This window comes from Oceaniglobus indicus (genome assembly GCF_002751875.1).
GTDB classification, from domain to species: Bacteria; Pseudomonadota; Alphaproteobacteria; order Rhodobacterales; family Rhodobacteraceae; genus Oceaniglobus; species Oceaniglobus indicus.
The window spans coordinates 206,123-232,094 of record NZ_NMZM01000001.1; the positions used below are offsets into that span (position 1 = coordinate 206,123).

25 protein-coding genes are annotated in these 25,972 nt (G+C 64.5%); 16 read left to right on the top strand and 9 right to left on the bottom strand.

Annotated features, from left to right (window positions below; translation table 11 throughout):
• The first annotated feature begins 246 nt into the window (after positions 1–246).
• From CFP68_RS00955 to grxD, 7 genes are all read left to right on the top strand, one after another.
• On the top strand, positions 247–1,155 hold the full coding sequence (locus CFP68_RS00955; RefSeq protein WP_099824150.1) for a LysR family transcriptional regulator: 909 nt from the start codon (positions 247–249) through the stop codon (positions 1,153–1,155).
• 341 nt (positions 1,156–1,496) lie between these two features.
• Positions 1,497–1,787, top strand: a complete 291-nt coding sequence (locus CFP68_RS00960) for a hypothetical protein (RefSeq protein WP_099823520.1) — start codon at positions 1,497–1,499, stop codon at positions 1,785–1,787.
• A gap of 117 nt (positions 1,788–1,904) precedes the next feature.
• Positions 1,905–2,504: a hypothetical protein gene (locus CFP68_RS00965; protein WP_099823522.1), complete on the top strand. Its 600-nt coding sequence runs from the start codon at positions 1,905–1,907 to the stop codon at positions 2,502–2,504.
• Between the two features lie 113 nt (positions 2,505–2,617).
• Positions 2,618–4,789: a phosphoribosylformylglycinamidine synthase subunit PurL gene (purL, locus tag CFP68_RS00970; protein ID WP_099823524.1), complete on the top strand. Its 2,172-nt coding sequence runs from the start codon at positions 2,618–2,620 to the stop codon at positions 4,787–4,789.
• A gap of 105 nt (positions 4,790–4,894) precedes the next feature.
• Positions 4,895–5,137, top strand: coding sequence for a BolA family protein (locus CFP68_RS00975; RefSeq protein WP_099823526.1), 243 nt, complete (start codon positions 4,895–4,897; stop codon positions 5,135–5,137).
• Entirely contained in the window at positions 5,134–5,283 is a 150-nt protein-coding gene (locus CFP68_RS18035; protein ID WP_158234110.1) for a hypothetical protein, read from the top strand. The genes CFP68_RS00975 and CFP68_RS18035 overlap by 4 nt, the downstream gene beginning before the upstream one ends.
• Positions 5,276–5,638 carry a Grx4 family monothiol glutaredoxin gene (gene grxD, locus CFP68_RS00980; RefSeq protein WP_099823528.1) on the top strand — a complete coding sequence of 121 codons (363 nt, stop codon included), beginning with the start codon at positions 5,276–5,278 and terminating at the stop codon, positions 5,636–5,638. The genes CFP68_RS18035 and grxD overlap by 8 nt, the downstream gene beginning before the upstream one ends.
• A 141-nt stretch (positions 5,639–5,779) precedes the next feature.
• Here the strand turns inward: grxD and CFP68_RS00985 are convergent, their stop codons facing one another.
• Complete coding sequence (locus tag CFP68_RS00985; protein WP_099823530.1) at positions 5,780–6,196, bottom strand: cell division protein ZapA; 417 nt, start codon at positions 6,194–6,196, stop codon at positions 5,780–5,782.
• Positions 6,189–6,659: a hypothetical protein gene (locus tag CFP68_RS00990; RefSeq protein ID WP_145953373.1), complete on the bottom strand. Its 471-nt coding sequence runs from the start codon at positions 6,657–6,659 to the stop codon at positions 6,189–6,191. The genes CFP68_RS00985 and CFP68_RS00990 overlap by 8 nt, the downstream gene beginning before the upstream one ends.
• Positions 6,660–6,859: 200 nt before the next feature.
• Here CFP68_RS00990 and tkt point away from each other — a divergent pair, with 200 nt between their 5' ends.
• Positions 6,860–8,881, top strand: a complete 2,022-nt coding sequence (tkt, locus tag CFP68_RS00995; RefSeq protein WP_099823535.1) for a transketolase — start codon at positions 6,860–6,862, stop codon at positions 8,879–8,881.
• Positions 8,882–8,923: 42 nt separating this feature from the next.
• Here tkt and CFP68_RS01000 read toward each other — a convergent pair whose 3' ends face one another.
• Positions 8,924–9,295 (bottom strand): DoxX family protein, encoded by a 372-nt coding sequence (locus CFP68_RS01000; protein WP_099824152.1) that lies wholly within the window; start codon positions 9,293–9,295, stop codon positions 8,924–8,926.
• Positions 9,296–9,448: 153 nt separating this feature from the next.
• Between CFP68_RS01000 and CFP68_RS18165 the strand changes: the two genes are divergently transcribed.
• On the top strand, positions 9,449–9,589 hold the full coding sequence (locus CFP68_RS18165) for a hypothetical protein (protein ID WP_099823538.1): 141 nt from the start codon (positions 9,449–9,451) through the stop codon (positions 9,587–9,589).
• 119 nt (positions 9,590–9,708) lie between these two features.
• A complete protein-coding gene (gene gap, locus CFP68_RS01010) occupies positions 9,709–10,710 on the top strand; it encodes a type I glyceraldehyde-3-phosphate dehydrogenase (protein ID WP_099823540.1) in 1,002 nt (333 codons plus the stop codon).
• Between the two features lie 308 nt (positions 10,711–11,018).
• Here the strand turns inward: gap and CFP68_RS01015 are convergent, their stop codons facing one another.
• Positions 11,019–11,492, bottom strand: coding sequence for a PRC-barrel domain-containing protein (locus tag CFP68_RS01015; RefSeq protein WP_099823543.1), 474 nt, complete (start codon positions 11,490–11,492; stop codon positions 11,019–11,021).
• 233 nt (positions 11,493–11,725) lie between these two features.
• Here CFP68_RS01015 and CFP68_RS18170 point away from each other — a divergent pair, with 233 nt between their 5' ends.
• The gene (locus CFP68_RS18170; protein ID WP_145953374.1) at positions 11,726–11,887 is read left to right on the top strand and encodes a YjiS-like domain-containing protein; all 162 of its coding nucleotides are present in this window, start codon (positions 11,726–11,728) and stop codon (positions 11,885–11,887) included.
• A gap of 78 nt (positions 11,888–11,965) precedes the next feature.
• Here CFP68_RS18170 and mfd read toward each other — a convergent pair whose 3' ends face one another.
• Together mfd and CFP68_RS01025 are read right to left on the bottom strand one after the other, a co-directional pair.
• A complete protein-coding gene (gene mfd / locus CFP68_RS01020) occupies positions 11,966–15,427 on the bottom strand; it encodes a transcription-repair coupling factor (protein WP_099823546.1) in 3,462 nt (1,153 codons plus the stop codon).
• A 48-nt stretch (positions 15,428–15,475) separates the two neighbouring features.
• Positions 15,476–16,003, bottom strand: a complete 528-nt coding sequence (locus tag CFP68_RS01025) for a component of SufBCD complex (protein ID WP_099824154.1) — start codon at positions 16,001–16,003, stop codon at positions 15,476–15,478.
• Positions 16,004–16,143: 140 nt separating this feature from the next.
• Here CFP68_RS01025 and hemB point away from each other — a divergent pair, with 140 nt between their 5' ends.
• From hemB to trpE, 5 genes are all read left to right on the top strand, one after another.
• Positions 16,144–17,142 (top strand): porphobilinogen synthase, encoded by a 999-nt coding sequence (gene hemB / locus CFP68_RS01030; RefSeq protein ID WP_099823549.1) that lies wholly within the window; start codon positions 16,144–16,146, stop codon positions 17,140–17,142.
• A 223-nt stretch (positions 17,143–17,365) separates the two neighbouring features.
• Complete coding sequence (locus CFP68_RS01035; protein ID WP_099823551.1) at positions 17,366–17,926, top strand: lipid-binding SYLF domain-containing protein; 561 nt, start codon at positions 17,366–17,368, stop codon at positions 17,924–17,926.
• 81 nt (positions 17,927–18,007) lie between these two features.
• Positions 18,008–19,186 carry an aminotransferase gene (locus CFP68_RS01040; protein WP_099823553.1) on the top strand — a complete coding sequence of 393 codons (1,179 nt, stop codon included), beginning with the start codon at positions 18,008–18,010 and terminating at the stop codon, positions 19,184–19,186.
• A 105-nt stretch (positions 19,187–19,291) separates the two neighbouring features.
• The gene (locus tag CFP68_RS01045) at positions 19,292–21,142 is read left to right on the top strand and encodes a peptidylprolyl isomerase (RefSeq protein WP_099824156.1); all 1,851 of its coding nucleotides are present in this window, start codon (positions 19,292–19,294) and stop codon (positions 21,140–21,142) included.
• Positions 21,143–21,159: 17 nt separating this feature from the next.
• The gene (gene trpE / locus CFP68_RS01050) at positions 21,160–22,671 is read left to right on the top strand and encodes an anthranilate synthase component I (protein ID WP_099823555.1); all 1,512 of its coding nucleotides are present in this window, start codon (positions 21,160–21,162) and stop codon (positions 22,669–22,671) included.
• Between the two features lie 131 nt (positions 22,672–22,802).
• On the opposite strand, the gene hflX is transcribed toward trpE, so the two are convergent.
• The 3 genes from hflX to CFP68_RS01065 all read right to left on the bottom strand — a co-directional run bounded on the left by hflX (position 22,803) and on the right by CFP68_RS01065 (position 25,966).
• Positions 22,803–24,089: a GTPase HflX gene (hflX, locus tag CFP68_RS01055; protein ID WP_241523901.1), complete on the bottom strand. Its 1,287-nt coding sequence runs from the start codon at positions 24,087–24,089 to the stop codon at positions 22,803–22,805.
• Between the two features lie 2 nt (positions 24,090–24,091).
• Positions 24,092–24,325 carry an RNA chaperone Hfq gene (gene hfq / locus CFP68_RS01060; RefSeq protein WP_099823557.1) on the bottom strand — a complete coding sequence of 78 codons (234 nt, stop codon included), beginning with the start codon at positions 24,323–24,325 and terminating at the stop codon, positions 24,092–24,094.
• A 135-nt stretch (positions 24,326–24,460) separates the two neighbouring features.
• Complete coding sequence (locus CFP68_RS01065; protein ID WP_099823560.1) at positions 24,461–25,966, bottom strand: potassium transporter TrkG; 1,506 nt, start codon at positions 25,964–25,966, stop codon at positions 24,461–24,463.
• Positions 25,967–25,972 lie beyond the last annotated feature (6 nt).

Genomic DNA, 25,972 nt, shown 5'->3' on the forward strand with positions numbered 1-25,972 from the left:
CGCGGATCCAAAGCAACGGCACGCCGGCGTGCCCGCTTCGAGGATCGGAAATAAATCCGCTCGCCCGCAAAGTCCATCGCGCCTTTTGCATCAGCGGCCCGCGCCTTGCCCGACGCGGTCAACGCGAAACGCGACCGCCGCTTCGCAAATACGTCATAAGACGTGTTAATGTTTGCAATGTTCACCGCGGTGACGCACACAGTGATGATCGTCGACAAAACCGCTTCTAACTATGGACCTGTCATCATGGATTGGGACAAGCTCAGGATATTTCACGCGGTCGCCGACGCGGGCAGTCTGACCCACGCGGGGAATACGCTGCACCTTTCTCAATCAGCGGTTTCGCGCCAGATTCGCGCGCTGGAAGAGATGCTGAACGCAACGCTGTTCCATCGTCACGCGCGCGGCCTGATGCTGACCGAACAGGGCGAACTGCTGCACGACGCGACACGCGTGATGGCGCGACGGCTTGACGCCGCGGCCGCACGGATCCGCGACAGCGAGGAGGAGGTCTTCGGCGAGCTGCGTGTCACCACCACGACCGGTTTCGGCTGCCTGTTCCTTGCACCACGCCTGCCCGCGCTTTATGCCAAGTATCCGGGCCTGAAGATCGACCTGATCCTGGACGAACGGGTGCTGGATCTGCCGATGCGCGAAGCCGACCTGGCGATCCGGATGAAGGAACCCAGTCAGGCCGACCTGATCCGCAAGCGGCTGATGACGGTGCGCATGCGCCTTTACGCCTCGCCCGAATACCTGAAGAAAAACGGCACCCCGGAACGCATGTCCGACATGTCGTCGCATCGTCTGATCTGTCAGAACGCGATGTCGCCACAAGTCAGCGCCGGCGCGATCCTGATCCAGGAATTGCTCAGCTATGAACTGCCGTCCCTGCTGACGATCAACAACTATTTCGGAGTGCTGCAGGCGGTGCTCAGCAACCTCGGGATCGGCGTGCTGCCGGATTACCTGGTCGATGACTTTCCACAGTTGGTGCGCGTCCTGCCCGATACGGAATCGTCCGATGTGCCGGTGTTCCTGGCCTATCCGGAAGAATTGCGTCAGACCAAGCGTGTGCAGGCCTTCCGCGATTTCGTGGTCAGCGAACTGGCGACGCACCGCCAGCGCCTGCGCGACAGCGGTCACGACATCTGAGGCCGCCGCGACGCCCGAGTCATGCAAGCGGTGCATGACAGGGTTGCGATTGGACGACGGAATTCTTCTTGAAACGTGCCCATGACAGGCCTAGGTCACTGATCAGAAGCGGCGCCGCACCGCGGCGACACTTCTACCTCCCTGTTGGACTTGGCCGAGCTTTGTGCTCGGCCTTTTTTTTGGCTTCATGACATCGTTTGATGTCTTGCCCCTCCGGTCCGCGATTGGCGACGAACGGGCCTTTTTTCAGAAATCGACGGTTTCAATGCAACCAAACGGGGGCGCGGTTCATTGTTACGCCAACCGACGCACTTCGCGTCGACTGAAACACGGAGGCTCTCATGAGCAAGACATTCAAATTCGCCGCCCCGCTCGCCGCCCTGACGCTGATGTCGTCGGTCGCCATCGCGCAGACCAACGACGACCCCGCCGGCCAGAGCAGCATCCAGTCGGGCGAAGGCACCGTCATCGACGGCACCATCCCGCTGGGCACCGACATCAACGACGATCCCGAAGGTGAAAGCAGCACGGGCGAAACCGGTCTGGCCGCAACCTCCGATACGCCGGAAAACGACGACCCGGTCGGACGCAGCAGCACCGAGGATGACGACGAAGAAGAGAGCGCCCAGTAAGGCGGAATGATTTCGTTGGCGGCGCAAAAAATTCAGGTTTTTTGCAACCTTATGGCCAGCCAACACGTTGCTATCCCAACCAACGCACTTTGCACTGCATCATATACGGAGACTCTCATGAACAAGACATTCAAATTCGCCGCCCCCCTTGCCGCCCTGACGCTGATGTCGTCGGTCGCGCTTGCACAGACCAACGACGATCCGGCCGGTCAAGGCAGCATCCAGTCGGGTGAAGGCACGGTCATCGACGGCACGACACCGCTGGGCACCGACATCAACAAGGATCCCGAAGGCCAGGGCAGCACGGGTGAAACGGGTCTGGCTGCAACCTCCGAAACGCCGGAAAACGATGACCCGGTCGGACGCAGCAGCACCGAGGACGAGGAATCGACCGCAACCGGCACCACGGCCGCCAGCGGCAATGTGACGACGACCGCCACGGCAAACATCGCCGGCCCGGTCGGCGCCGAAGATGTTCAGGCCGGCACGGTCGTGATGTCGTCGAACGGCGATATCCTTGGCAAGGTGGTGTCGACCGTTGACACGACTAGCGGCACCAACCTGATCATCCAGGTGGAAGGTACCGAAGGCGACATGCCGGAAAAGAACGTGACGCTTCCGATGTCCGACTTCATGAACACTACTGACGGGAACTTCTCGGTCAACACGACCACGGATGAGTTCATGATGCTGGTCGACGACCAGAATCCGGGCTGATCTCCACCGATACCGATTTTTTGGGGCGCCCTTTGCGGGGCGCCCTTTTTCATGTGCCTCTTTCCGTTCGCCGGCGTGTTGGTTATGAGATGGCCAGCTTGCGGAGACCGATTATGCCAGAGCCGAAAATCACCGAAGACCTGATCGCCGCCCACGGGCTCAAGCCCGACGAATATGCGCGGCTTCTCGACATCATCGGTCGCGAACCGACATTTACCGAGCTGGGCATCTTCTCGGCCATGTGGAACGAACATTGTTCCTACAAGTCCTCGAAGAAATGGTTGCGCACCCTGCCCACCACCGGACCCCAGGTCATCTGTGGCCCCGGCGAAAACGCCGGCGTCGTCGATATCGGCGACAACCAGGCCGTCGTCTTCAAGATGGAAAGCCACAACCATCCCTCGTATATCGAACCCTACCAAGGTGCCGCGACGGGCGTCGGTGGCATCCTGCGCGACGTGTTCACCATGGGCGCGCGCCCGGTTGCAGCGATGAACGCCCTGTCGTTCGGCCTGCCCTCACACCCGAGAACCCGACAGCTTGTCAGCGGTGTGGTGGCGGGCGTCGGCGGTTACGGCAACTGCTTCGGCGTGCCCTGCGTGGGGGGCGAAGTGCGCTTTGACGCTTCCTACAACGGCAACTGCCTGGTCAACGCCTTCGCCGCGGGCCTCGCCGATGCCGATGCGATCTTCTATTCCGCCGCCTCGGGCGTCGGCATGCCCGTGGTCTATCTCGGGGCCCGAACGGGACGCGACGGCGTCGGCGGTGCGACCATGGCCAGCGCCGAGTTCGACGACACCATCGAGGACAAGCGCCCGACCGTCCAGGTGGGCGATCCCTTCACCGAAAAACGCCTGATGGAAGCCACGCTCGAGCTTATGGCGACCGGCGCGGTCATTTCGATCCAGGACATGGGCGCGGCCGGCCTGACCTGTTCGGCCGTCGAAATGGGCGACAAGGGCGGTCTGGGCGTGCGGCTGGATCTCGAAAAGGTGCCGGTGCGCGAAACCGACATGACCGCCTATGAAATGATGCTGTCGGAATCCCAGGAACGGATGCTGATGGTCCTGCGCCCCGAGAAAGAGGCCGAAGCCAAGGCCGTCTTCGACAAATGGGACCTGGATTTTGCCATCGTTGGCGAAACCATCGCCGAAGACCGCTTCCTGGTTCTGCTGAACGGCGAGGTGAAGGCCGATCTGCCATTGCGCGCGCTGTCCGGCAACGCCCCGGAATACGACCGCCCCTGGGTGGCGACCCCTCCGGCGGACCCGTTCGAGGAAACCCTCGACATCGATCCGATGGAAGGGCTGCGCACATTGCTCACCTCGCCCAATTACGCCGCCAAGCAGTGGGTCTATGAACAATACGACACCCAGGTGATGGCCGACACCGTGCGCACGCCGGGCCTGAACGCGGGGGTGATCCGGGTTCATGGCACCGACAAGATGCTGGCGTTCACCTCCGACGTGACGCCGCGCTATGTCATGGCGAACCCGGTCGAGGGCGGCAAACAGGCGGTGGCCGAGGCTTATCGCAACCTGATCTGCGTCGGCGCGCGCCCCCTTGCAACCACGGACAACCTGAACTTCGGCAACCCCGAAAAGCCGGAAATCATGGGCCAGCTTGTGGGCGCCATCGAAGGGATCGGCGCCGCCTGCACCGCGCTTGGCATGCCGATCGTCTCGGGCAACGTGTCGCTGTACAACGAAACCGACGGCACGGGCATCCTGCCGACCCCGACCATCGGCGCCGTCGGCCTGATCGACCAGCCCGACGACCTGATCGCGGGCCACCCGGCCAATGGCGATTATGCCTTGGTGATCGGCACCACCCTGGGCCACCTCGGTCAATCCGCCTTGCTGGCCGAGGCGTTCGGCCGCGCCGAAGGCGACGCGCCGCCGGTCGACCTGGCCGCCGAAGCCGCCGCCGGTCAATTCATCCTCGACAACCGCACCCTGTTTTCGGCGGTGACGGACCTGTCCGACGGCGGATTGGCCCTTGCGGCGTTCGAACTGGCCGAAGCGGCCGGGGTCGGCGTCACCCTCGACAGCGCCGACATCGCCCAGCTGTTCGGCGAGGATCAGGCGCGCTATCTTGTCGCATGTTCGTTCGACGCTTCCGAAGCGCTGCTGCTTGCCGCGGCGCAAGCGGGCGTGCCGGTTCAGACCGTGGGCCGCTTCGGGGGCGACGCGGTGACGCTGGGGGCCACATCCTATCCTCTCGAGACGCTTTCCAGCCTCTATCGCTCGGCCTTCGAAGCGGCACTCACCGGGGCTTCTTACTGACGAAAATACTCCCGCCGGAGGCATCCGCGCCTTCCCCGCGCGCCCCCGGATCTTGAAGCGTCCCCGCACCTCGCTTAGGTTGCGACCAGCAGACAAGGAAATGACATGCCCATACAGGCCAGCGAAATCGAGGCACTGATCCGCGAAAGCTTCCCGGACGCGCAGATCACGGTCCAGGGTGACGACGGCGCGCATTTCGCCGCCCTCGTTGTCGATGCCTCGTTCAAGGGAATGAACCGCGTTCAGCAGCAGCGCGCCGTGTTCGCCGCCCTCAAGGGCAAGATGGACGGCTCCAACGGCGAGCTGCACGCGCTGGCGCTGACGACGCGGGCGCCCGATTCCGCGTGACCCTTCTTGCCAACCTGTTCACCGAAGGCTGGCCGATGCTTCTTGCATTCGGCCTCGTTTTTCTCATCACCTACGGCGCCGTTCGTCCCTATCTGAAAAAAGACAACGTGCGTCTGACACCGAAGAAGGATGCGACCGATGACTGACGCACAGACCCAGATCAAGACGACCGTCGACGCCAACGATGTCGTGCTGTTCATGAAGGGCACCAAGACGATGCCGCAATGCGGATTTTCCAGCCGCGTGGCCGGTGTCCTGAACTTCATGGGCGTCGAATATACCGATGTGAACGTGCTGGCCGACGAAGGCGTGCGCCAGGGGATCAAGGATTATTCCGACTGGCCCACCATCCCGCAACTCTACGTCAAGGGTGAATTCGTCGGCGGTTGTGACATCATCACCGAAATGACCCTTTCGGGCGAACTCGACACCCTGTTTACCGAAAAAGGCGTGTCCTTCGACAAGGATGCCGCCGACAAGATCCGCGAAGCCAACGGCTGATCCGGGCCGCGCCGGACATTGAAGCGCCCGGCGCCCGCGGTTTGAAATAGTCAAACACCTGTCACGTCTCGCGTGACAGGTGTTTTTCCTTTCTCGCGCGCCGCCTTGCCGCCGCCTCCCCAGCCTGTCGTCTGGCGTCGGTCAGGCGCGGGCTTTTTCCTCGACGCTTTCGGCGATGCTTTCGGCGCGGGCGGCCATTTCGGCAAGGGTGTCGATAACCGAGGACGGGATCACCGGCACCTCGACGCGTTCCGCTTCGGGCGGTGGTGCGTTGCGCAGCGCCTCGATCTCGGCCCCGGCCTGGGCCAGCTGGGTCTGCAGCGCGCGGATCTGCTGTTCGCCGGCGCGCACCTGTTCCTCCATGCCCGCCGTCTTGTCGGCCAGCATCAGGCCGGCCATCAGCAACATCCGCGCTTCGGGCAGACGGCCGATCTGGCCGACCAGCGCCGATGCCTCGATGTCCAGCATCTTGGCGGCGGCTTGCAGGTAATGTTCTTCGCCCTCCTGGCAGGCCACGTCAAAGACGCGACCGCCGACGGTGATCTTGATCTCAGACATTGGCGGTTTCCTCGACGATGGGTTTCAACGCGCTCAGCAGCGCGTTCAGTTCTGCGCGTTCGGCCTTACGCTCGGCGCGCAGGGTTTCAAGTTCCTCGCGCAGCTTTTCGGTGTCGTCACCGCCGCTGTCGTCCTTCTTTGCGACGGCCGCTGTCGCATCGTCGCGCAGGGCGGCGTTTTCGGTTTCCAGCTGCGCGATCCGGTCACGGGCCAGCGACAGGTCGGATTGCAGGATGCCGACCTGGTTGTCCTGCTTGTCGCGGATCGCGCGCACCCGTTCTTCCAGTTGGGCGGTCACCGCCCGCTCGGCTTCGAGGTCGGCCATCAGTTCGGCAGCCGGAGGCAGGTCGGATTCCGGTTCGGGCTCGGGTGCGGGTTGGGCACGTTCCAGCTGATCGACATGGGTGGCGATCCGGTCCAGCGCGGCGGAAACCCGGCGCTCCAACTCGGTCAAATCGTTCATCTTCAACCTGTCCTCACTCTGCGGGGGGCCATGCCGGAATATTCCGACGAATCAAAAGACCCGGCATTTGCACCATTTAAACCCAAGTCAAAGCCGATTTCAGCCCCCTAACCGCACACCGGCGGCACTGCGCGCGCTTGATCTTGGCCGCTGTCCTGCTATCACCGCTTGCAACCCGGATCAGCCAAAGGATCACGACCATGGATATCGCCACCCTGCGCGAACGCGACCCCGATCACTGGATGCGCGCCGCTGCCTTGCGGATACTGACACTCGATGCCGTGGCCGCCGCGAATTCGGGCCATTCGGGGATGCCCATGGGCATGGCGGATGTCGCCACCGTGCTGTTCTCGCGCCATCTGAAGTTCGATGCCTCGGCGCCCGACTGGGCCGACCGCGACCGCTTCATCCTGTCGGCCGGCCATGGCTCGATGCTGCTATACGGGTTGCTGCACCTGACCGGCTACGCCGACATGACGATCGAGGAGATCAGGAATTTCCGCCAGTGGGGATCGAAGACCGCCGGCCACCCCGAATACGGCCACGCCAAGGGGATCGAGGTGACGACCGGCCCGCTGGGTCAGGGCATCGCCAATTCCGTCGGTTTCGCCATCGCCGAAGAAGCCCTGCGCGCGCGATTCGGCAAGAAGATCGTCGATCACCGCACCTGGGTCATGGCCGGCGACGGCTGTCTGATGGAAGGCGTCAGCCAGGAGGCAATCGCCCTGGCCGGGCGTCAGGGCCTCGGCAACCTGATCGTGTTCTGGGACAACAACGACATCACCATCGACGGCAAGGTGTCGATCGCCGATCGCACCGATCAGCTTCAGCGTTTCGCCGCCTCGGGCTGGCACGTGCAGGAATGTGACGGCCACGACCCCGAGGCCATCGATGCCGCGATCACGGCCGCCAAGGCAGTGACCGGCCAGCCGTCGATGATCGCCTGCAAGACGCATATCGCGTTGGGATCGTCGGCACAGGACACCGCCAAGGGCCACGGTGCACTGACCGATGCCGATCTGATCGCCGATGTGCGCAAGGTCTATGGCTGGGACGCCCCGGCCTTCGAAATCCCGGCCGAGATCAAATCGTGGTGGGAACAGGTCGGCGCCCGCGGTGCCACCGCCCGCACCGAATGGGAACAGCGGCTGGCCGACCTGTCGGACAACAAGCAGGCGCTGTTCAACCGCATGTTCGCGATGGAAGCGCCCAAGAAGCTGACCGCGACGATCCGCGCCCTGAAAAAACAGGTCAGCGAAAGCGCGCCCAAGGTCGCCACACGCAAATCGTCGGAGATGGTGCTTGAGGTCGTGAACCCGATCATGCCGGAAACCATCGGCGGCTCGGCCGACCTGACCGGTTCGAACAACACCCTGACGGCCGATCTCGGCGTCTTCAGCCCCGAAGACCGCAAGGGCCGTTATATCCATTATGGCATCCGCGAACACGGCATGGCGGCGGCGATGAACGGCCTGGCGCTGCACGGTGGTGTGCGCCCCTATGGCGGCACCTTCATGTGCTTCACCGATTACGCGCGCGGTGCCATGCGGTTGTCGGCGCTGATGAAGGCCCCCGTGGTTTATGTCATGACCCACGATTCCATCGGTCTGGGCGAAGACGGCCCGACACACCAGCCGGTCGAACACCTGGCCATGCTGCGCGCGACGCCGAACATGAACGTGTTCCGCCCCGCCGACACCATCGAGACGGCGGAAGCCTGGGAAATCGCGCTGAGCAGCGACACCACCCCATCGGTCCTCGCGCTCAGCCGTCAGGGGCTGCCGACGGTGCGTCTGGACCACAAGACCAGGAACCTGACCGCCCAGGGCGCGTATGTGCTGCGCGACGCCGAAGAAAAGCGGCGCGCGATCCTCATGGCGACCGGTTCGGAAGTGTCCGTGGCCCTGGCCGCCCGTGACATCCTGGAAGCCGAAGGCATCGGCACCCGTGTCGTGTCGATGCCCTGCTGGGAGCTTTTCGAACAGCAGGACGAGGCATACCGCCGCAAGGTTCTGCCTGCCGGCCCGGTCCGCGTCGCCGTCGAGGCGGCGGTTCGGTTCGGCTGGGACCGCTGGCTGTTCGGCGAGCGCGGCAAGCGCGAGAAGGCCGGCTTCATCGGCATGCACGATTTCGGCGCCTCCGGCCCCGCGGAAGAGCTGTTCGAGAAGTTCGGCATCACCGCCGAAGCAACGGCGCAGAAAGTCCGCGACCTTCTGGGATGATCCGTATCGCGCCCGGGCCGCCGAGGTCCGGGCGCACATGGGTCAGGGACGGTCCGACCCGATCCGCCAGCGCCCGCCGCCCTGCGCGGCCAACGTCAGGAACCCGCCGGCAATCGCCCAGTTCTTGACGAAGATCGACATCTGCCATGGATCGTCGGGTATCCAGTGGAACACGCTGGTGACCATGCAATAGACGGCGGCGCCCAACGCCACAGGCGTCAGCCGCCACCCCAACAGCAACGCAAGGGCCAGCGCGGCGTTGAACGCCAGAGCCGGCCAGATCAGCGCTTCGGGCAACCCGCGTTCGCCCAGAAGTGCCATCGCCGGCCCCGGATCGGCCGCCTTCTGCACGGCCCCCGCCAGAAACAGCGCCGCCAACAGACACCGGCCCAGAAAGCCACAGAAATCCCTCATCGCCTGACCCTTTTGCACCCCGTTCGAACCGGTCGAGCCAACAGCATCCGCGTCGAAACTGCAACGTCCGCCGGCTTCCGCCTCGCGCGGACTTTCGCGCCGCGCCATGCTCTGTCAGGATTTCCCGACATCCGCCCCCATGGAGCCTTCGGAATGACCAATGCCATCGCCCTCTGGCTGGGCTTTCTGATCCTGTGTTTCATCGGCTACGACCTGGCGACCGGATCGGGAATGCTGATCTTTCTGGCGCGACAATTCGCGCGTCTGGTCGAATACATCGCATTCTGGCGCTGACGGTCTGCACCTGCGGTTGACCTTTGGCGCGAAATTCTCATGTTGGCCGGGGACAAGACAAGGCGCGGACGGGGCATGGTGCCGCGTGGCGCGACCCCTTCGGCAAGGAGACGTGAGAGATGACAGTCAAGGTAGCGATCAACGGATTCGGGCGCATCGGGCGCAACGTGCTGCGCGCCATCATCGAATCCGGGCGAACCGACATCGAGGTTGTCGCGATCAACGATCTGGGCCCGGTGGAAACCAACGCACACCTGCTGCGCTATGATTCGGTGCACGGCCGCTTTCCCGCACAGGTGACGACGACCGAAACCACCATTGATGTCGGCCGCGGGCCGATGGAAGTGACGGCGATCCGCAACCCCGCCGACCTGCCCTGGGGCGATGTCGATGTCGTTCTGGAATGCACAGGCATCTTCACCTCGAAGGACAAGTGCCAGGCGCATCTCGAGAACGGATCCAAGCGTGTCCTGATCTCGGCCCCCGGCACGGACGCCGACAAGACCATCGTTTTCGGCGTCAACGACGACGTGCTGACCAAGGACGATATCGTCGTCTCGAACGCGTCCTGCACCACCAACTGCCTGTCGCCCGTCGCGCAGGTGCTGAACGACGCGATCGGCATCAAGAAGGGGTTCATGACGACGATCCACAGCTATACCGGCGATCAGCCGACATTGGACACGATGCACAAGGATCTGTATCGCGCCCGCGCCGCGGCCTTGTCGATGATCCCGACCTCGACCGGTGCCGCCAAGGCCGTGGGTCTTGTTCTGCCCGAACTGGCGGGCAAGCTCGATGGTGTGGCCATCCGGGTGCCGACCCCGAACGTTTCGGTCGTCGACCTGACGTTCGAAGCCGCCCGCGACACCACGGTCGAGGAAATCAACGAGGCGATCCGCAGCGCCGCCGACGGCCGCCTGAAAGGCGTTCTTGGCTATACCGATGAAAAGCTGGTTTCGAGCGATTTCAACCACGATCCCCATTCGTCGATCTTCCACACCGAACAGACCCGCGTGATGGAAGGCAATATGTGCCGGATCCTGACGTGGTATGACAACGAATGGGGCTTCTCGAACCGGATGGCGGACACTGCCGTGGCCATGGGCAAGCTGATCTGACCGATCACCCCGGCTGAAACCGGCAAAAGCGCCCGAGACTACCAAAATACGCGGGCACTTGCGAGACTGCGACGCCCGCCGAGATCGCACTCGGCGGGCGCTTTCGTTTCCGGGAATCTGCCCAAGAGAAACTGGTACGGCATTCAGTCGCGGAAACTGTCCGACGTTCCGACAGATTCCGACGTTTCTGGTCCGACGACCGAACAGCAAAAAAGCCCCGGCAGTCATGCTGCCGGGGCCTTTGCGTGTTTCGGATCGCGAGGCGTCGGCTAAGCCACTGAGCCTCCCGATCCTCGGAATGTTGGAAATCAGTCCCAGAAGCCTTCGTCGACGCCTTCCATCTGCTCCAGTTGCTCTTCGCTCAGCCGGGTCACGAAGGAGTAGGTCTTGTCGTCGGTGGCGACCAGACGCACATCGTCCAGAGCGATCATGACGTGCTTGTCACCGATGTCGAGGAAACCACCGACCTCGGCCACGATGCCCTTCATCTGGCCGTCGCGCGACAGGACGATATCCTCGATCTCGCCGATCTCGTTCCAGTTGGAGTCGATCGCGCCATAACCGTTGGCGTCGTCCCAGCCTTCGTCGTCGGCCTCGTTCATGGTATAGACTTCACCGCCGGTAATGTCGCGGGTGCGGATCAGCATGTCGCGCATGCCCATCAGGTCGGCACTGGTGGTGCCGGTTTCCATCGGCGTGGCGGCAGCCGTGGTGTGATTGTCGGCAAGAACCGGGGTTGCAACGATGCTCAGGGCCAGTGCGGATGCGGTGATCAGTTTCATGTCGTTTCCTTTCGGATGTTACATTTGTGCCCCCAACACGTGCGGCGTCCCGTGCGTTCCAAGAAAGTCCCGTTTTTTCCGGTTTTTTTTGTGCCACCGGCAGCAGCCGCATCGCCCGCACCATGCAGCGAACGCATGGCGGGCATCGGTTTTCGTGCGTTGTTGGGGTGTGCCGCGGCAACCATCTGTGGGCCACGGGGATGATCCCGCACCACAAACCAAGGACCGCCACGATGACATTTTTCGACCAGATCCGCACCGCCATCCGCCAGCGCCTCGCCTATCGGCGCACAGTGGCCGAACTTTCGCGGCTTCCGAACGACATTGCACTGGATCTTAACATCTACCAGGGCGACGCCCGGCAAATCGCGCACCGCGCCGTTTACGGTGCCTGAGCCGGCCACGTCCCGCAAATCTTCACACTATCGAAACGGGCAGTCCACGACCGGACCTGCCCGTTTTTCTTTGCGCCCTCAGGTCTTCGCTGGCTGCGCGTCGCGCACATGGCGGGCCAGATCCTGACAGATCGCGAAGGCGCCCTTGATGCGGTCCGCGGTCTTGGTCCAGTCGCGCAGCACGACGATCTTGTTGCCCTTGACCTTGGCCTGACCCTTCTGGTCGGTGATGAAGGCCACCAGACCTGCGGGGTTGGCGAACTTGTCGTTGTGAAACGCGATGGTCGCACCCTTCGGCCCGGCGTCCAGCTTGGCGATGCCGGCGCGCTTGCATTCCGCCTTGATCCGCACGACCAGCAGCAGGGTGTTCACCTCGCGCGGCAGTTTGCCGAAGCGGTCGATCAGTTCGGCGGCAAACCCTTCCAGCTCAACCTTGCTGCTCAGCGTGGACAGCCGGCGATAGAGGCCCAGCCGCACGTCCAGGTCGGGCACGTAGTCTTCGGGGATCAGCACCGGCACGCCCAGGTTGATCTGCGGTGCCCACTGGTCCTCGGACGCATCCAGCAACCCCTCGAGTTCGCCCGAGCGGATCTTGGCGATCGCCTCTTCCAGCATCGACTGATACAACTCGTATCCGACCTCGCGCACCTGGCCGGATTGCTCCTCGCCCACCAGGTTGCCGGCACCGCGGATGTCCAGATCTTGTGACGCCAGCGTGAAACCGGCGCCCAGCGAATCCAGCGATCCCAGAACACGCAGACGTTTTTCGGCGCTTGGCGTCAATCTCACCCGTGGTTTCGTCGTCAGATAGGCATAGGCGCGGGTTTTCGACCGCCCGACCCGGCCGCGGATCTGATAGAGCTGCGACAGACCGAACATGTCGGCGCGGTGGACGATCATCGTGTTGGCCGTGGGAATATCCAGCCCGGATTCCACGATTGTCGTTGCCAGCAATACATCGTATTTCCCGTCGTAGAAGGCGTTCATCCGGTCATCCAGATCACCCGCCGCCATTTGCCCCGTGGCGGTGACGAAACTGACCTCGGGGACGTGATCGGTCAGGAAAGCCTCCATCTCGGGCATGTCGGAAATGCGCGGCACCACGACAAAGCTCTGCCCGCCGCGGTAATGTTCGCGCAACAGCGCCTCGCGCAGGGTCAGGCTGTCGAACTCGGACACATAGGTGCGGATCGCCAAGCGGTCGACGGGCGGCGTGCCGATGATCGACAGATCGCGCACGCCGGTCAGCGACAGTTGCAGCGTGCGCGGAATCGGCGTCGCCGTCAGGGTCAGCACATGCACGTCGCTGCGCATCTGCTTCAGCCGTTCCTTGTGATTGACGCCAAAATGCTGTTCCTCGTCGATCACCAGCAACCCGAGGTTCTTGAACCGCACCGATTTTGCCAGCAGCGCGTGGGTGCCGATCACGATATCCACCTGCCCGTCGGCCAGACCCTGCCGCGTCAGGTTGGCCTCCTTGGCCGAAACGAACCGCGACAGCGGCCGGACATTGACCGGAAAGCCGCGGAACCGGTCGGCGAAGGATTTGTAGTGTTGGCGCGCCAGAAGGGTCGTGGGCGCGATCACCGCCACCTGCGCGCCCGACATGGCGGCGACAAAGGCGGCGCGCATCGCCACCTCGGTCTTGCCGAAGCCGACATCGCCGCAGATCAGCCGGTCCATGGGCGATCCGGCGGCCATGTCGTGCAACACGTCGTCGATCGCGGCCTGCTGATCGTCCGTCTCGGCGTAGGGGAAGCGCGCGGCAAAGGCGTCCCAGGCGTGGGGCTCGGGCTCCATCACCGGGGCACTGCGCAGGGCGCGTTCGGCGGCAACCCGGATCAGGCGGTCGGCAATCTCGCGGATGCGCTGTTTCAGGCGGGCCTTCTTGGCCTGCCACGCACCACCGCCCAACTTGTCCAGCAGGCCTTCCTCGTGGCCATAGCGCGACAGCAGTTCGATGTTCTCGACCGGCAGATACAGCCGGTCACCGCCTGCGTATTCCAGCAGGATGCATTCGTGGGCGGCCCCCAGCGCCTGCACCACCTCAAGCCCTTGATAGATCCCGACCCCGTGATCGACATGCACGATCAGATCGCCGGGGCTGAGGCTCTGCACCTCGGTCAGGAAATTGTCGGCGCGTTTCTTGCGCTTGGCCGACCGGATCAGTCGGTCGCCCAGCACGTCCTGTTCGGAAATCACCGTCAGCCCATCGCCGGTGAACCCGTGATCCAGCGGCCAGACGGCAAGGAACACGCCGCCCGAACCCTCGGGAATATCGCGGAAATCGCTGATCGGCGTGACCTGGCTGATCCCCTCGTCCTCGATCAACCCGGTCAGGCGTTCGCGCGCGCCGTCCGAATAGCTGGCGATCACCACCTGACCGTCCTGGCGGCGCGCGCGAACATGGTCGGCCAGGGCGCCGAACAGGCTCAGGTTTTCCTGCTGGCGTTCGGGCGCGAAATTGCGCCCGATGCGCCCGCCCGCGTCGATCACACCCGGCCCGGTTGCCTGGGGCAGCGGGTTCAACTGCAACCGCCGGTGCGCGGCGACCGCCGCCTCCCAGGCGGCGTCGTCCAGATAAAGCAGGCCCGGCGGCGCGGGCTTGTAAACGGAATCGACCCGCGCCTTAGACGTCATCGCCTCGCGCCGGTTGTCGTATTGATCGGCGATCCCGTCCCAGCGCGCCAGACGCGCCGCCGTCGATTGATCGTCCAGCGCGATGGTGGCACCCGGCAGGTAATCGAACAACGTCTCAAGCGTTTCATGAAAGAACGGCAGCCAGTGTTCGATGCCGGCGTGCTTTCGCCCCGCGCTGACCGCTTCGTACAGCGGATCGTCGGTGCCCGCTGCGCCGAATTCGATGCGGTAATTCTGACGAAACCGGGTGATCGCCGCCTCGTCCAGGATGACCTCGGACACCGGCGCCAGTTCCACCACCGACAGCTTTTCGGTGGTCCGCTGGGTCGCCGGATCGAACCGGCGCGCGCCGTCCAGCACATCGCCGAACAGGTCCAGCCGGACCGGACCGATTTCGCCCGGCGGCCAGACGTCGATGATGCCGCCACGCACCGCGTAATCACCCGGCTCCATCACCGTCGGCGCCTGGGTGAACCCCATGCGCACCAAGAACGTGCGCAACGCCGCCTCGTCGATGCGCGATCCGACGCGGGCGGCAAACGCCGCCTCGCGCAGCACGGCCCGCGGCGGCACCCGCTGGGTCGCGGCGTTCAGCGTGGTCAGCAGGATGAACTTGCCCGGCACCCCGTGGGCCAGCGCCGCCAGCGTCGCCATGCGGGTGGCGGAAATGTCGGCGTTGGGCGACACGCGGTCATAGGGCAGGCAATCCCACGCCGGAAAGCTCAGGACCGTGGCCTGGGGCGCAAAGAACGCCAGCGCCGCGCGCATGGCCGCCAGCCGCTTGTCGTCGCGCGCGACATGGATGACGGCGCCGTCGGATTTCGCCAGTTCAGCGGCGATCAGATGCGCGTCGAACCCTTCGGGTGCGCCGGAAACTGTGATATGTGCGGGCTTTGACATGGCGGTTGAGGTAACGGCGGGGGCGGCGGTGTCAATCGCCAAACGCCATCAACCCCCCAGGGGCCCCACATCCAGGTTCTGATACATCCCCCACATGGCGGTGACAAAGATCGACAAGATGCCGATCAACTGCACCACCAGACGATGGCGCGACAGGCGGCGCTGCAGGTCTTCGCCGGCGCTGCCCTGCACCTCGATCAGGCGGGCCGTCGACATCGACAGCGCCCCCACCGCCGTCAGCGGCAGGGCGATCAGCACCACCGCCTGGGCGAATTCGACGTCATACCAGAACCCAAGGATCAGCAGCACGGTCAGCAGCATCGACACCAGCGAAACCAGCCCCAGTCCCGACACCCGCGCGATGAACATCAACCGGTTGACGTTGATGCGCGCCAGGATCTCCAGATCCTCCTGCGCCTGACCGCCGAACCGGCGCGCCCGTGTGACCATGTCGAAGGGCACGCCCAGAACCCAATGCGACGCGGTGGACCACACGGCCGCCAGCGCGATCCAGTACCACAGGTTTGAGAAGGATCGCATGTCGATGAGTTCGAAAACGGCCGTATACCAGTTCACGCGCGGCTCCTGCGGTTCAATCGGCGCGACCCTACTCAGCGGGCGGTCGAATTGCCAGACGCGAAGCACATCGCGACGACAGGTCTTGAGGCCGCGCGGCATCCATGCCACCCAAGGGCGACAAGACATGAGGCCAGCCGATGACGACAGCCCGCTTTCCCGCCGCCCGTTTCCGCCGCCTGAAGGCCAGCGCCCCCCTGCGCGCCCTCGCGCGCGAGAATACCCTGTCCACGGGCGATCTGATCTGGCCCGTGTTCGTGCGCGACGGCGAAGGCCAGCGCGAGGCGATCCATTCGATGCCGGGGGTCGAACGCCTGTCGATCGACCTGGTGGTCGAGGCGGCGCGCGAGGCGGCCGATCTGGGCATCCCGGCGATCTGCCTGTTCCCCTATACGGATCCCGCGCTCAAGACCCAGCTTTGCGAAGAGGCGTTCAGCCCCGACAACCTGTCCAACACAGCGATCCGCGCGATCAAGGCCGCGGTGCCGGACATCGCGGTGATGACCGACGTGGCGCTGGACCCCTACAACATCAACGGGCATGACGGCATCGTGCGCGACGGCGTGATCGTCAACGACGAAACCGTGGCCGCGCTGGTCAAGATGGCGCTGGCCCAGGCCGATGCCGGCGCCGACATCCTAGGCCCGTCCGACATGATGGACGGGCGCATCGCCGCCATGCGCGCCGCGCTGGAAGGCGCGGGGCACACCAACGTCGCCATCATGTCCTATGCCGCGAAATACGCCTCGGCCTTCTACGGTCCGTTCCGCGATGCGGTCGGGGCGTCGGGCGCGCTGACCGGCGACAAGAAGACCTATCAGATGGATCCGGCCAATTCCGACGAGGCGCTGCGCCTTGTCGAACGCGACCTGACGGAAGGCGCCGACATGGTGATGGTCAAACCCGGAATGCCCTATCTGGACGTCTGCCGCAGGGTCAAGGACCGCTTCGGCGCCCCCACCTTCGCCTATCAGGTCAGCGGCGAATACGCGATGATCGAGGCGGCGGCGCGGCAAGGCTGGATCGACGGCGAACTGGCCATGGCGGAATCCCTGATAGCGTTCAAACGGGCGGGCTGCGACGGCATCCTGACCTATTACGCGCCGCGCATCGCGCGCGCCTTGAACGGCCCCCGCTGACCGACCCGGGCCGGCTTTTTCCTGCCCGAAATACTCCGGGGGAGCGGGCAGCGCCCGCGGGGGCAGCGCCCCCTCTTTCGGCCCGCGCCAATTCCACGGCAGAAGCCCGCCCATAGACGCCCTTGACGGGTGACATTGGCGCGCCCGGCGCGTATGCTTTCGCCAGAACGGTCACATAAGGCCGTCATTTCCGAGGCAATTGGCAGTAAAAGGGCAAACCCCGATGAAAATCCATTCCCGTCGCAGCATCCTCGCCGGTGCAGGGTCCGCGCTCGTGTTCACTGGCGCCTGTTCCAACGGCCTGGGCAGCCGGGGGTCCGAAACCATCGATGCCCGCGTCTCCAGCACGCTCAACTATCTCTATTCCTCGTTTCCGGCCACGCAGGATCTGCGTGACAAATCGGCCGGCATGCTGATCATGCCGCTGGTCACCGAGGCGGGATTGGGCATCGGCGGCTCCTATGGGCGCGGCGCCCTGCAGGTGGCGGGTCAGACGATCGATTACTATTCCGCGACGCAGGCCAGCATCGGGTTGCAGATCGGCGCGCAGCAATATGCGCATGTCCTGTTCTTCATGACCAACGACGCGCTGTTCAACTTCCGCTCGTCGCCGGGCTGGGCCGCGGGCGCGGATGTCAAATACGTCGCCAACGATCAGGGCGGCAATGTCAGCGCCGACACCACGACCCAGCTGTCGCCGGTGATCGCCGTGGTGTTCGGTCAGGCGGGCCTGCTTGCGGGTGCTACGCTGAAGGGCACGAAATACAACCGCATCATTCCCTGACCGATCCGGTGCGCGGCATGGCTTTCGTTCCGGCGTGAAAGCGGGCAGAAGGAGGCATTCCAACGTGTTGCGGAGCAAACGATGCCCCTGTCCCTGAACCCGAACATGGCCGCCACCTTTCCGCCCCCGGTGATGGAGGCGCGACGGTGGCTCGAAGGGATCACCTTTGCCGCCGAACGCCCCCTGATCAACGTCAGCCAGGCCGCCCCGGTCGATCAGCCGCACCCCGACATGCGCGCGCATATGGCCGATCTGGTGGTGAACCTGCCCCAGGCCCACCTCTATGGCCCCGTGCTGGGCCTGCCTGCGCTGCGGGCCGAGGTCGCGGCGCGCTGGTCCAACGCCTATGGCGGCGCGGTGTCTGCCGACCAGGTTGCGATCACGTCGGGCTGCAACCAGGCCTTCGCGGCGGCGATCGCAACCTTGGCCGTGCCGGGTGACGAGGTGATCGTGCCGACCCCGTGGTATTTCAACCACAAGATGTGGCTCGACATGTCGGGCATACGCACCGTCCCGCTGGCCACCGGCGACAGCCTGCTGCCCGACCCCGACGCCTGCGCCGCCCTGATCACGCCGCGCACCCGCGCCATCGTTCTGGTCACGCCGAACAATCCCGGCGGCACGGAATACCCGGCCGACACCGTGCGCGCCTTCTATGACCTGGCCCGGTCGCGCGGCGTGGCCCTGTTGCTGGACGAGACATACCGCGACTTTCACAGCCGCGATGGCGCACCCCACGATCTGTTCCGCGATCCCGACTGGGCCGAGACGCTGATTCAGCTCTATTCGTTTTCCAAGGCCTACCGGCTGACCGGTCATCGCGTCGGCGCACTGACCGCCTCGACCGCGCGGCTTGCGCAGGTCGAGAAGTTCCTCGACACGGTGACGATCTGTCCGGCGCAACTGGGCCAGCACGCGGCGCTGTGGGGATTGCGCAATCTCGATTCGTGGCTGGCCGGCGAGCGGGCCGAGATCCTGGACCGGCGCGCGGCGATCGAAACCGGTTTCAAGACGCTGCCGGGCTGGCAACTGCTGGGATGCGGCGCCTACTTCGCCTATGCCCGGCACCCGTTCGACCTGGCCTCGGACGCGCTTGCGCAACGTTTGGTTCAGGAGGCCGGGGTGCTTTTGCTGCCCGGCACGATGTTCACTCCGGCCGGCGATTCGAATGGCCGGCGCCAGCTCAGGATCGCGTTCGCCAATGTCGATCGCACCGGCATCGCAACCCTGTTCGACCGGCTGAAGGGTTTCGCCGCCTGACAGCCCGGCCCCCATCACCGGCCTTGGCCCTTGCCCCCCTGAACGCCCTGTCATAGGAGTTTCGCCAGACCGGCATCGCCGGAAATGCTGTCGGAGGGAGACGATATGGCCAAAAGCAAGGGAAAGAAGGCTTCGGACGTCTTCGTCTGGATCATTCTGCTGTTGCTGATTGTCGGCCTTGCCGGCTTTGGCGCGGTGAACTTCGGCGGCAACATCCGCAGCATCGGTCGTGTCGGCGACACCGAGATTTCGGTCGATCGCTATGCGCGGGCCGTGCAACAGGAACTGCGCTCGCTCTCGGCCCAGACAGGCCAGCAGTTCAGTTTCGCACAGGCCCAGGCCTTCGGTCTGGATCGCGCCGTCCTGCAACAGGTCGTCGCCAGCACCGCGCTTGAAAACGAGGCGGCGCGCATCGGCCTGTCGGTCGGTGACGCCGCGGTGCAGCGCGAAGTCTTGCGGATTCCCGCTTTCCAGAGCCTCGATGGCGGCTTCGACCGCGAAGCCTATACCTATGCGCTGCGCCAGAACGGCCAGAACGTCGAGGAGTTCGAGCAGGGCATTCGCGACGAAACCGCGCGCACCGTCCTGCAGGGCGCGCTGGTGGCCGGTGTCGAAACGCCCGCCACGTTCACCGACACGCTGTTCGGCTATGCCCGCGAAACGCGCGACATCACCTATGTGCGCCTTGGCCGCAACGACCTGGCAACACCGCTGCCCGAACCCGACGAAGCCGCCCTGCGCGCCTATTACGCGGCCAACCCCGATGAATTCTCCCTGCCCGAACGCCGGCGCCTGACCTATGCCTGGGTCACGCCACAGATGCTGACCGGCGAGGTCGAGGTTGACGAAGAGGCCCTGCGCGCCCTTTACGAGGCGCGGATCGACGAATTCGTGCAGCCCGAACGCCGCCTGGTCGAACGGCTGGTGTTCGCAACCGAAGAAGACGCCGCCGCCGCCAAGGCGCGGATCGAGAGCGGCGAGATCACCTTTGACGATCTGATCGCCGAGCGTGGACTGGATCTCGATGATGTCGATCTGGGCGACCTTTCCCGTGCCCAGCTGGGCCAGGCCGCCGATGCGGTCTTCGCGCTGCAGGATCCCGGTGTCGCGGGCCCCGCGCCCACCGATCTGGGCCCTGCCCTGTTCCGCGTCAACGCGATCCTGACGGCGCAGGAAACCACCTTCGAGGAAGCGCGCGAGGGCCTGCTGGACGAATTCGCCGACGGTGCGGCGCGCCGGCTTGTCTCGGACCAGATCGAACCGGTTGACGATCTTCTGGCCGGCGGCGCCACTCTCGAGGAAGTGGCCGGCGAGACGCCGCTGGAGCTGGGCGAGATCATCCTGAGCGACACCAGCGACGATCCCATCGCCGGATATACCGAGTTCCGCGAGGCGGCCCGTTCGGCCGAGATCGGCGATTTTCCCGAGATCGCGCAGCTGACTGATGGCGGCATCTTCGCGCTGCGCCTTGATGAAATCATCGCCCCCGAGCTTCAGGACTTCGCCGATGTCCAGGTTGCGGTGATCGAAGCCTGGGAACGGTCGGAAACCGCCAGGGCGCTGACCGCCCAGGCCGAAGCGTTGAAGATCGACGTGGATGGCGGACAACCGATGGACACCGCCCCCGCCACCCCCGTCACGGCCGAAGGGATCCTGCGCGACGCCTTCATCGATGGCGCCCCCGTCGACATGGTGACCACCGCCTTCGCGATGGAGCCGGGCGAAACACGCGTGCTGACCGATGAAACCGGCGCGGTCCTGTTACGCGTCGATGCCATCGACGCCCCCGATCCCGACACCGACGAGGCGGTGAAGATCCGCCAGGCCTTTGCGACGCAGACCGCACAAAGCCTGGCCCGCGACATGGCCGAGGCGTTCACCCGCGCCGTCGAAACCCAGGCAGGCATCCAGCTTGACCAAGCGGCGATAAACGCCGTGCACGCGAACTTTCCCTGAGTCCAAAGGCTAGACCGATGCAATTCCTGCCCGATTTCGAAGCGTTTCAGCGGGGGTACGAGGCCGGTCACAACCAGGTCGTCTATGCCCGTCTTGCCGCCGACCTGGATACGCCCGTGTCCCTGATGCTGAAACTGTCGGGCGGCCGGTCCGACAGCTTCATCCTGGAATCGGTCACCGGCGGCGAAGTGCGGGGCCGGTATTCCATGGTCGGGCTGAAACCCGACGTCATCTGGGAATGTCGCGGCACCGAAAGCCGCCTGAACCGCCAGGCCCGGTTCAATCCCGATGGGTTCGAGCCTCTGGACGGCACGCCACTGGACACCCTGCGCGCGCTGATCGCCGAAAGCCGGATCGACCTGCCCGACGACCTGCCGGCCTCGGCCGCCGGACTGTTCGGATACATCGGATATGACATGATCCGGCTTGTCGAACATCTGCCCAACGTGAACCCCGATCCGCTGGGCCTGCCCGATGCGATGATGCTGCGCCCGTCCATCGTGGCCGTGCTGGACGGCGTCAAGGGCGAGGTGACGATCGTCGCGCCCGCCTGGGCCGAAAGCGGCCTGTCCGCGCGCGCCGCCTATGCCCAGGCCGCCGAACGGGTGATGGATGCGCTGCGCGATCTTGATCGTCCGCCCGCCGAGGACAGCCGCGATCTGGGCGATGTCACCGCCCCGGTCGAGATGACATCGAACTTCGGCCACGCCGAATACCTTGCCGCCGTCACGAAGGCCAAGGAATACATCGTGCAGGGCGACATATTCCAGGTGGTGCCAAGCCAGCGTTGGGCGGCCCCCTTCACGCTGCCCCCCTTCGCGCTCTACCGCTCGCTGCGCCGCACCAACCCCTCGCCGTTCATGTTCTATTTCAACTTCGGCGGCTTTCAGGTGATCGGCGCCAGCCCCGAAATCCTGGTGCGTGTCTTCGGCGGAGAGGTCACCGTGCGGCCGATCGCCGGCACCCGGCCCCGCGGCGCCACCCCCGAAGAGGACCGCGCCAACGAAGCCGACCTGATCGGCGATCCCAAGGAACTGGCGGAACACCTGATGCTGCTCGACCTGGGGCGCAACGACGTGGGACGCGTGTCAAAGATCGGCACCGTGCGCCCGACCGAGGAATTCATCATCGAACGCTACAGCCACGTCATGCATATCGTGTCGAACGTGGTGGGCGAATTGTCCGACGAACACGACGCGCTTTCGGCGCTGCTGGCCGGCCTGCCCGCCGGCACCGTCTCGGGCGCCCCCAAGGTGCGGGCGATGGAGATCATCGACGAACTCGAGCCGGAAAAGCGCGGCATCTACGGTGGCGGTGTCGGATACTTCGCGGCCAACGGCGACATGGACATGTGCATCGCGCTGCGCACCGCCGTGCTGAAGGATGAAACGCTCTACATCCAATCCGGCGGCGGCGTCGTGTTCGACAGCGATCCGGAAGCGGAATACCAGGAAACGGTCCACAAGGCCCGGGCCCTTCGCCGTGCGGCAGAAGATGCCGGACGTTTCACCGGACGGGCGAACCGCTGACGCCTGACCCGTGGTCAGCAAGGGAGCCTCCGGCGGGAGTATTTCCGTCAGTAAGAAATGATGTCCGTGGCTTCTTACCGATCGAAATACTCCCGCCGGAGGCATCCTGACTTTCGGATTCGCGCGGCGGTTCAGAGAAGGCGGAAGGCCTGTTCCTGGCGCGGGGTCCAGTGGACGTCGATTTCAAAGCCTGCGTCGGTCTGACGTTCCGCCTCGACCACGTTTTCACCGTGCAACCAGGCGCGTTTCCGTCCCTCGTCGAACCCCAGGGTCAGCGTGCGGCGCGCGCGTTCGTCGTCCAGTGCGGTGGCGATGGCCTCATGGAGGGCATCCAATCCTTCGCCGGTCAGTGCCGAGATGGCCAGCACATCGTCGCGCCGTGCCGCCTGGGTTTGCAGGGCTTCGCGATCCGCGGCCGGCAGCGCGTCGATCTTGTTCCAGAGTTCGAACATCGGAACCTCGGGGTCGATTCCCAGATCCTTGAGGATGCCGCGCACGTCTTCGGCCTGTTCTTCGGTGTTCGCATGGGCGATGTCGCGGACGTGCAGGATCAAGTCCGCCGCCAGAACTTCCTCAAGCGTTGCGCGGAACGCCGCGACAAGTTGGGTCGGCAGCGATGATATGAAGCCCACGGTGTCAGACAGGATCACCCGCTTGCCCCCGCCCGTGATCGTCGGCAGATCAAGCGCGCGCATCGTCGGATCCAGCGTGGCGAACAACATGTCCTCGGCCACGACCTCTGCCCCGGTCATGCGGTTGAACAGGGTGGATTTCCCCGCATTGGTGTAACCGACCAGGGCGACGATCGGGAACGGCACCTTGTCGCGGGAGGCGCGGTGCAGCTTGCGCGTCTTCACCACCTTGGCCAGTTGTTTCTTCAGGCGCACGATCTGGTCGTCGATGGCCCGTCGGTCGGCTTCGATCTGGGTTTCGCCGGGACCGCCGACAAACCCCAATCCGCCCCTCTGACGTTCAAGGTGCGTCCAAGCGCGCACGAGGCGGGTGCGCTGATAGGACAGCGCGGCCATTTCGACTTGCAAGACGCCCTCGCGGGTGCGCGCACGGTCCGAGAAGATCTCGAGGATCAGCCCGGTGCGATCCAGCAGCTTGACGTTCCACGCCTTTTCAAGATTGCGCTGCTGCACCGGTGTCACCGGTCCGTCGATCAGCACCAGGCCAACCTCTTCCGCCTCGAACTTCTGCTTCAGTTCCTCGATCTTCCCCTTGCCGAACAACATGCCGGGCAAAAGTTTCGGGAGCCTGACGACATCGCTGCCGACGACCTCGAGATCCGGCAGCGCCGCGGCCAGCGACACCGCCTCGTCCAGCGCAACGCCGGCTTCGCGCCGCTCACGGTCCGATTTCAGATCGGGATGCAACACCCAGGCGCGCATCGTCTGAACGGCCGTTTCCTCCATGATTATTCTTCGCCGTCGTAAAGGCTGATCGGGGTCGAGGGCATGATGGTGGAAATCGCATGCTTGTAGACAAGTTGCGATTGGCCGTCGCGGCGCAGCAACACGCAGAAGTTGTCGAACCAGGTGATGACGCCCTGCAGCTTCACACCGTTGATCAGGAAAATCGTGACCGGAACCTTGGTCTTACGCACATGATTCAAAAACGCATCTTGCAAGTTCTGTCTGTCGCCAGCCATCGTTCGGTCCAAACCTTTATTCTTGGTCCGGAACCCCTGTCCGGACATTCGCATATCGGGCAACTATGAAACGGCTGGGGGCGAGATAAAAGGGTGAAATCGAAGGCGTTGCAAAATGGCTTCGCCCCCCGTGGCCTAGCGGCGCCAGAAATCCGGGTTCAGCAGCGCGATCAGGGCCAACGCCTCGAGCCGTCCGAGCACCATGAACACCGAATAGATCGCGCGCACCGCGCCGCTGGCCACCGAAAGCTCGAACGGTTCGGCCACGGCAAGGGTCAGCAGCGGGCCGGTGGTGGTTATGGCCGATATGGTCAGCACGATCGCCGTCTCGAACCGCTGGCCGGCCAGCGAAAAGGCCAGCATGCCGATGGCGATGGAGACCGCGAACAGCATGAAGAACACCCAGGCGACATAGGCGCCCTTGCGTCGCATCCGCCGCGCCGTGGTCCCCGCACCGCCGACCGAAGCCGGGTGAACCAGCTTTTCCAGCTCGCGCACACCGTGTTTGTAGAGCGCATAGATGCGCAACAGCTTGACGCCCCCGGCGGTGGTCGCGACGCCGCCGCCGAACAGGGCAAGCCCCATCAACACGAGGCCCGGCGTCTGCAAACCCGACCAGGCCTGCGCATCTTCCCAGGCGCGGCTTTCAAAGCCGGTCGTGGTCAGGAACGACAGGGTGGTGAACATGGCGCCCCACAGGGCATGGAGCGAGGCGGTCAGGCTCATCTCGTCATCGACTTCCAGCGCGCCGATCCAGTGACGCAGGAACAGGAACAGCGGCAGCGCGGTCACCAGAAACGCACCCATCTGGATTTCCGGATCGTTCAACAGCCGGCGCGGCCCCTGCCCCTCGCGCGAGAATGTCAGCCGCGAGACGGCGAAGATCAGGAACACGAAGATCAGCATTTCGCCGACGATTCCCCCCTGACCGCCCTGACCGGTGGTGATGCCGCTGGTGGCCATGGTCGACATGGCGCGGCAGATCGCGGCCAGCGACGTTTCGCCCGACATCTGCAATCCGATCCACAACGCCAGGGTCAGCCCGCCATAGATGGGCCCCAGCCGCGCGGTAAAGCGCACCAGGCGTTCCGATCCGTCGGCTACGCGGGTGATCTGGGTCGCCGAAGGGCTTGTGCCTTCGCCGATCTGTTCGCCCGACAGCACCTCGAAGCCGCCCAGGTTCAGGGGGGCGATGATCGCAACCGCGCTGACCCAGACCAGGAAACCGCCCATCCAGCCCACCATCGCGCGCCACAGATGCAGCGTGTCCGACAGCCGCTCGGCGTCATACAGCGTCGCGCCGGTGGTCGTCATCGACGATACCATCTCGAACCATGCCCGCGGGAAGGTCGTGGTGCCCAACGCCTCGTAGAACGGAACCGCAAGAACCGCCGGCACAAGCGTGAAGCCGGCCACCAGCGTGATCAGGTAACCGCGCGCGCGACGGCGCACCTTCAGACCCGTTGTCGCGACCCCGACCAGCGCCACGATGACGCTGAACAGCAGGAAGGAATAGAAGAACGCCCGCGCCACGTGGTTGTCGCCGATCACCATGGCATGGACCGTCGGCACCAGCATCGCGATCACGCAGATACCGGTGAGAACGACGACCAGTGGAAGATTGACAAGCAGGCGTTCCATGGCCGC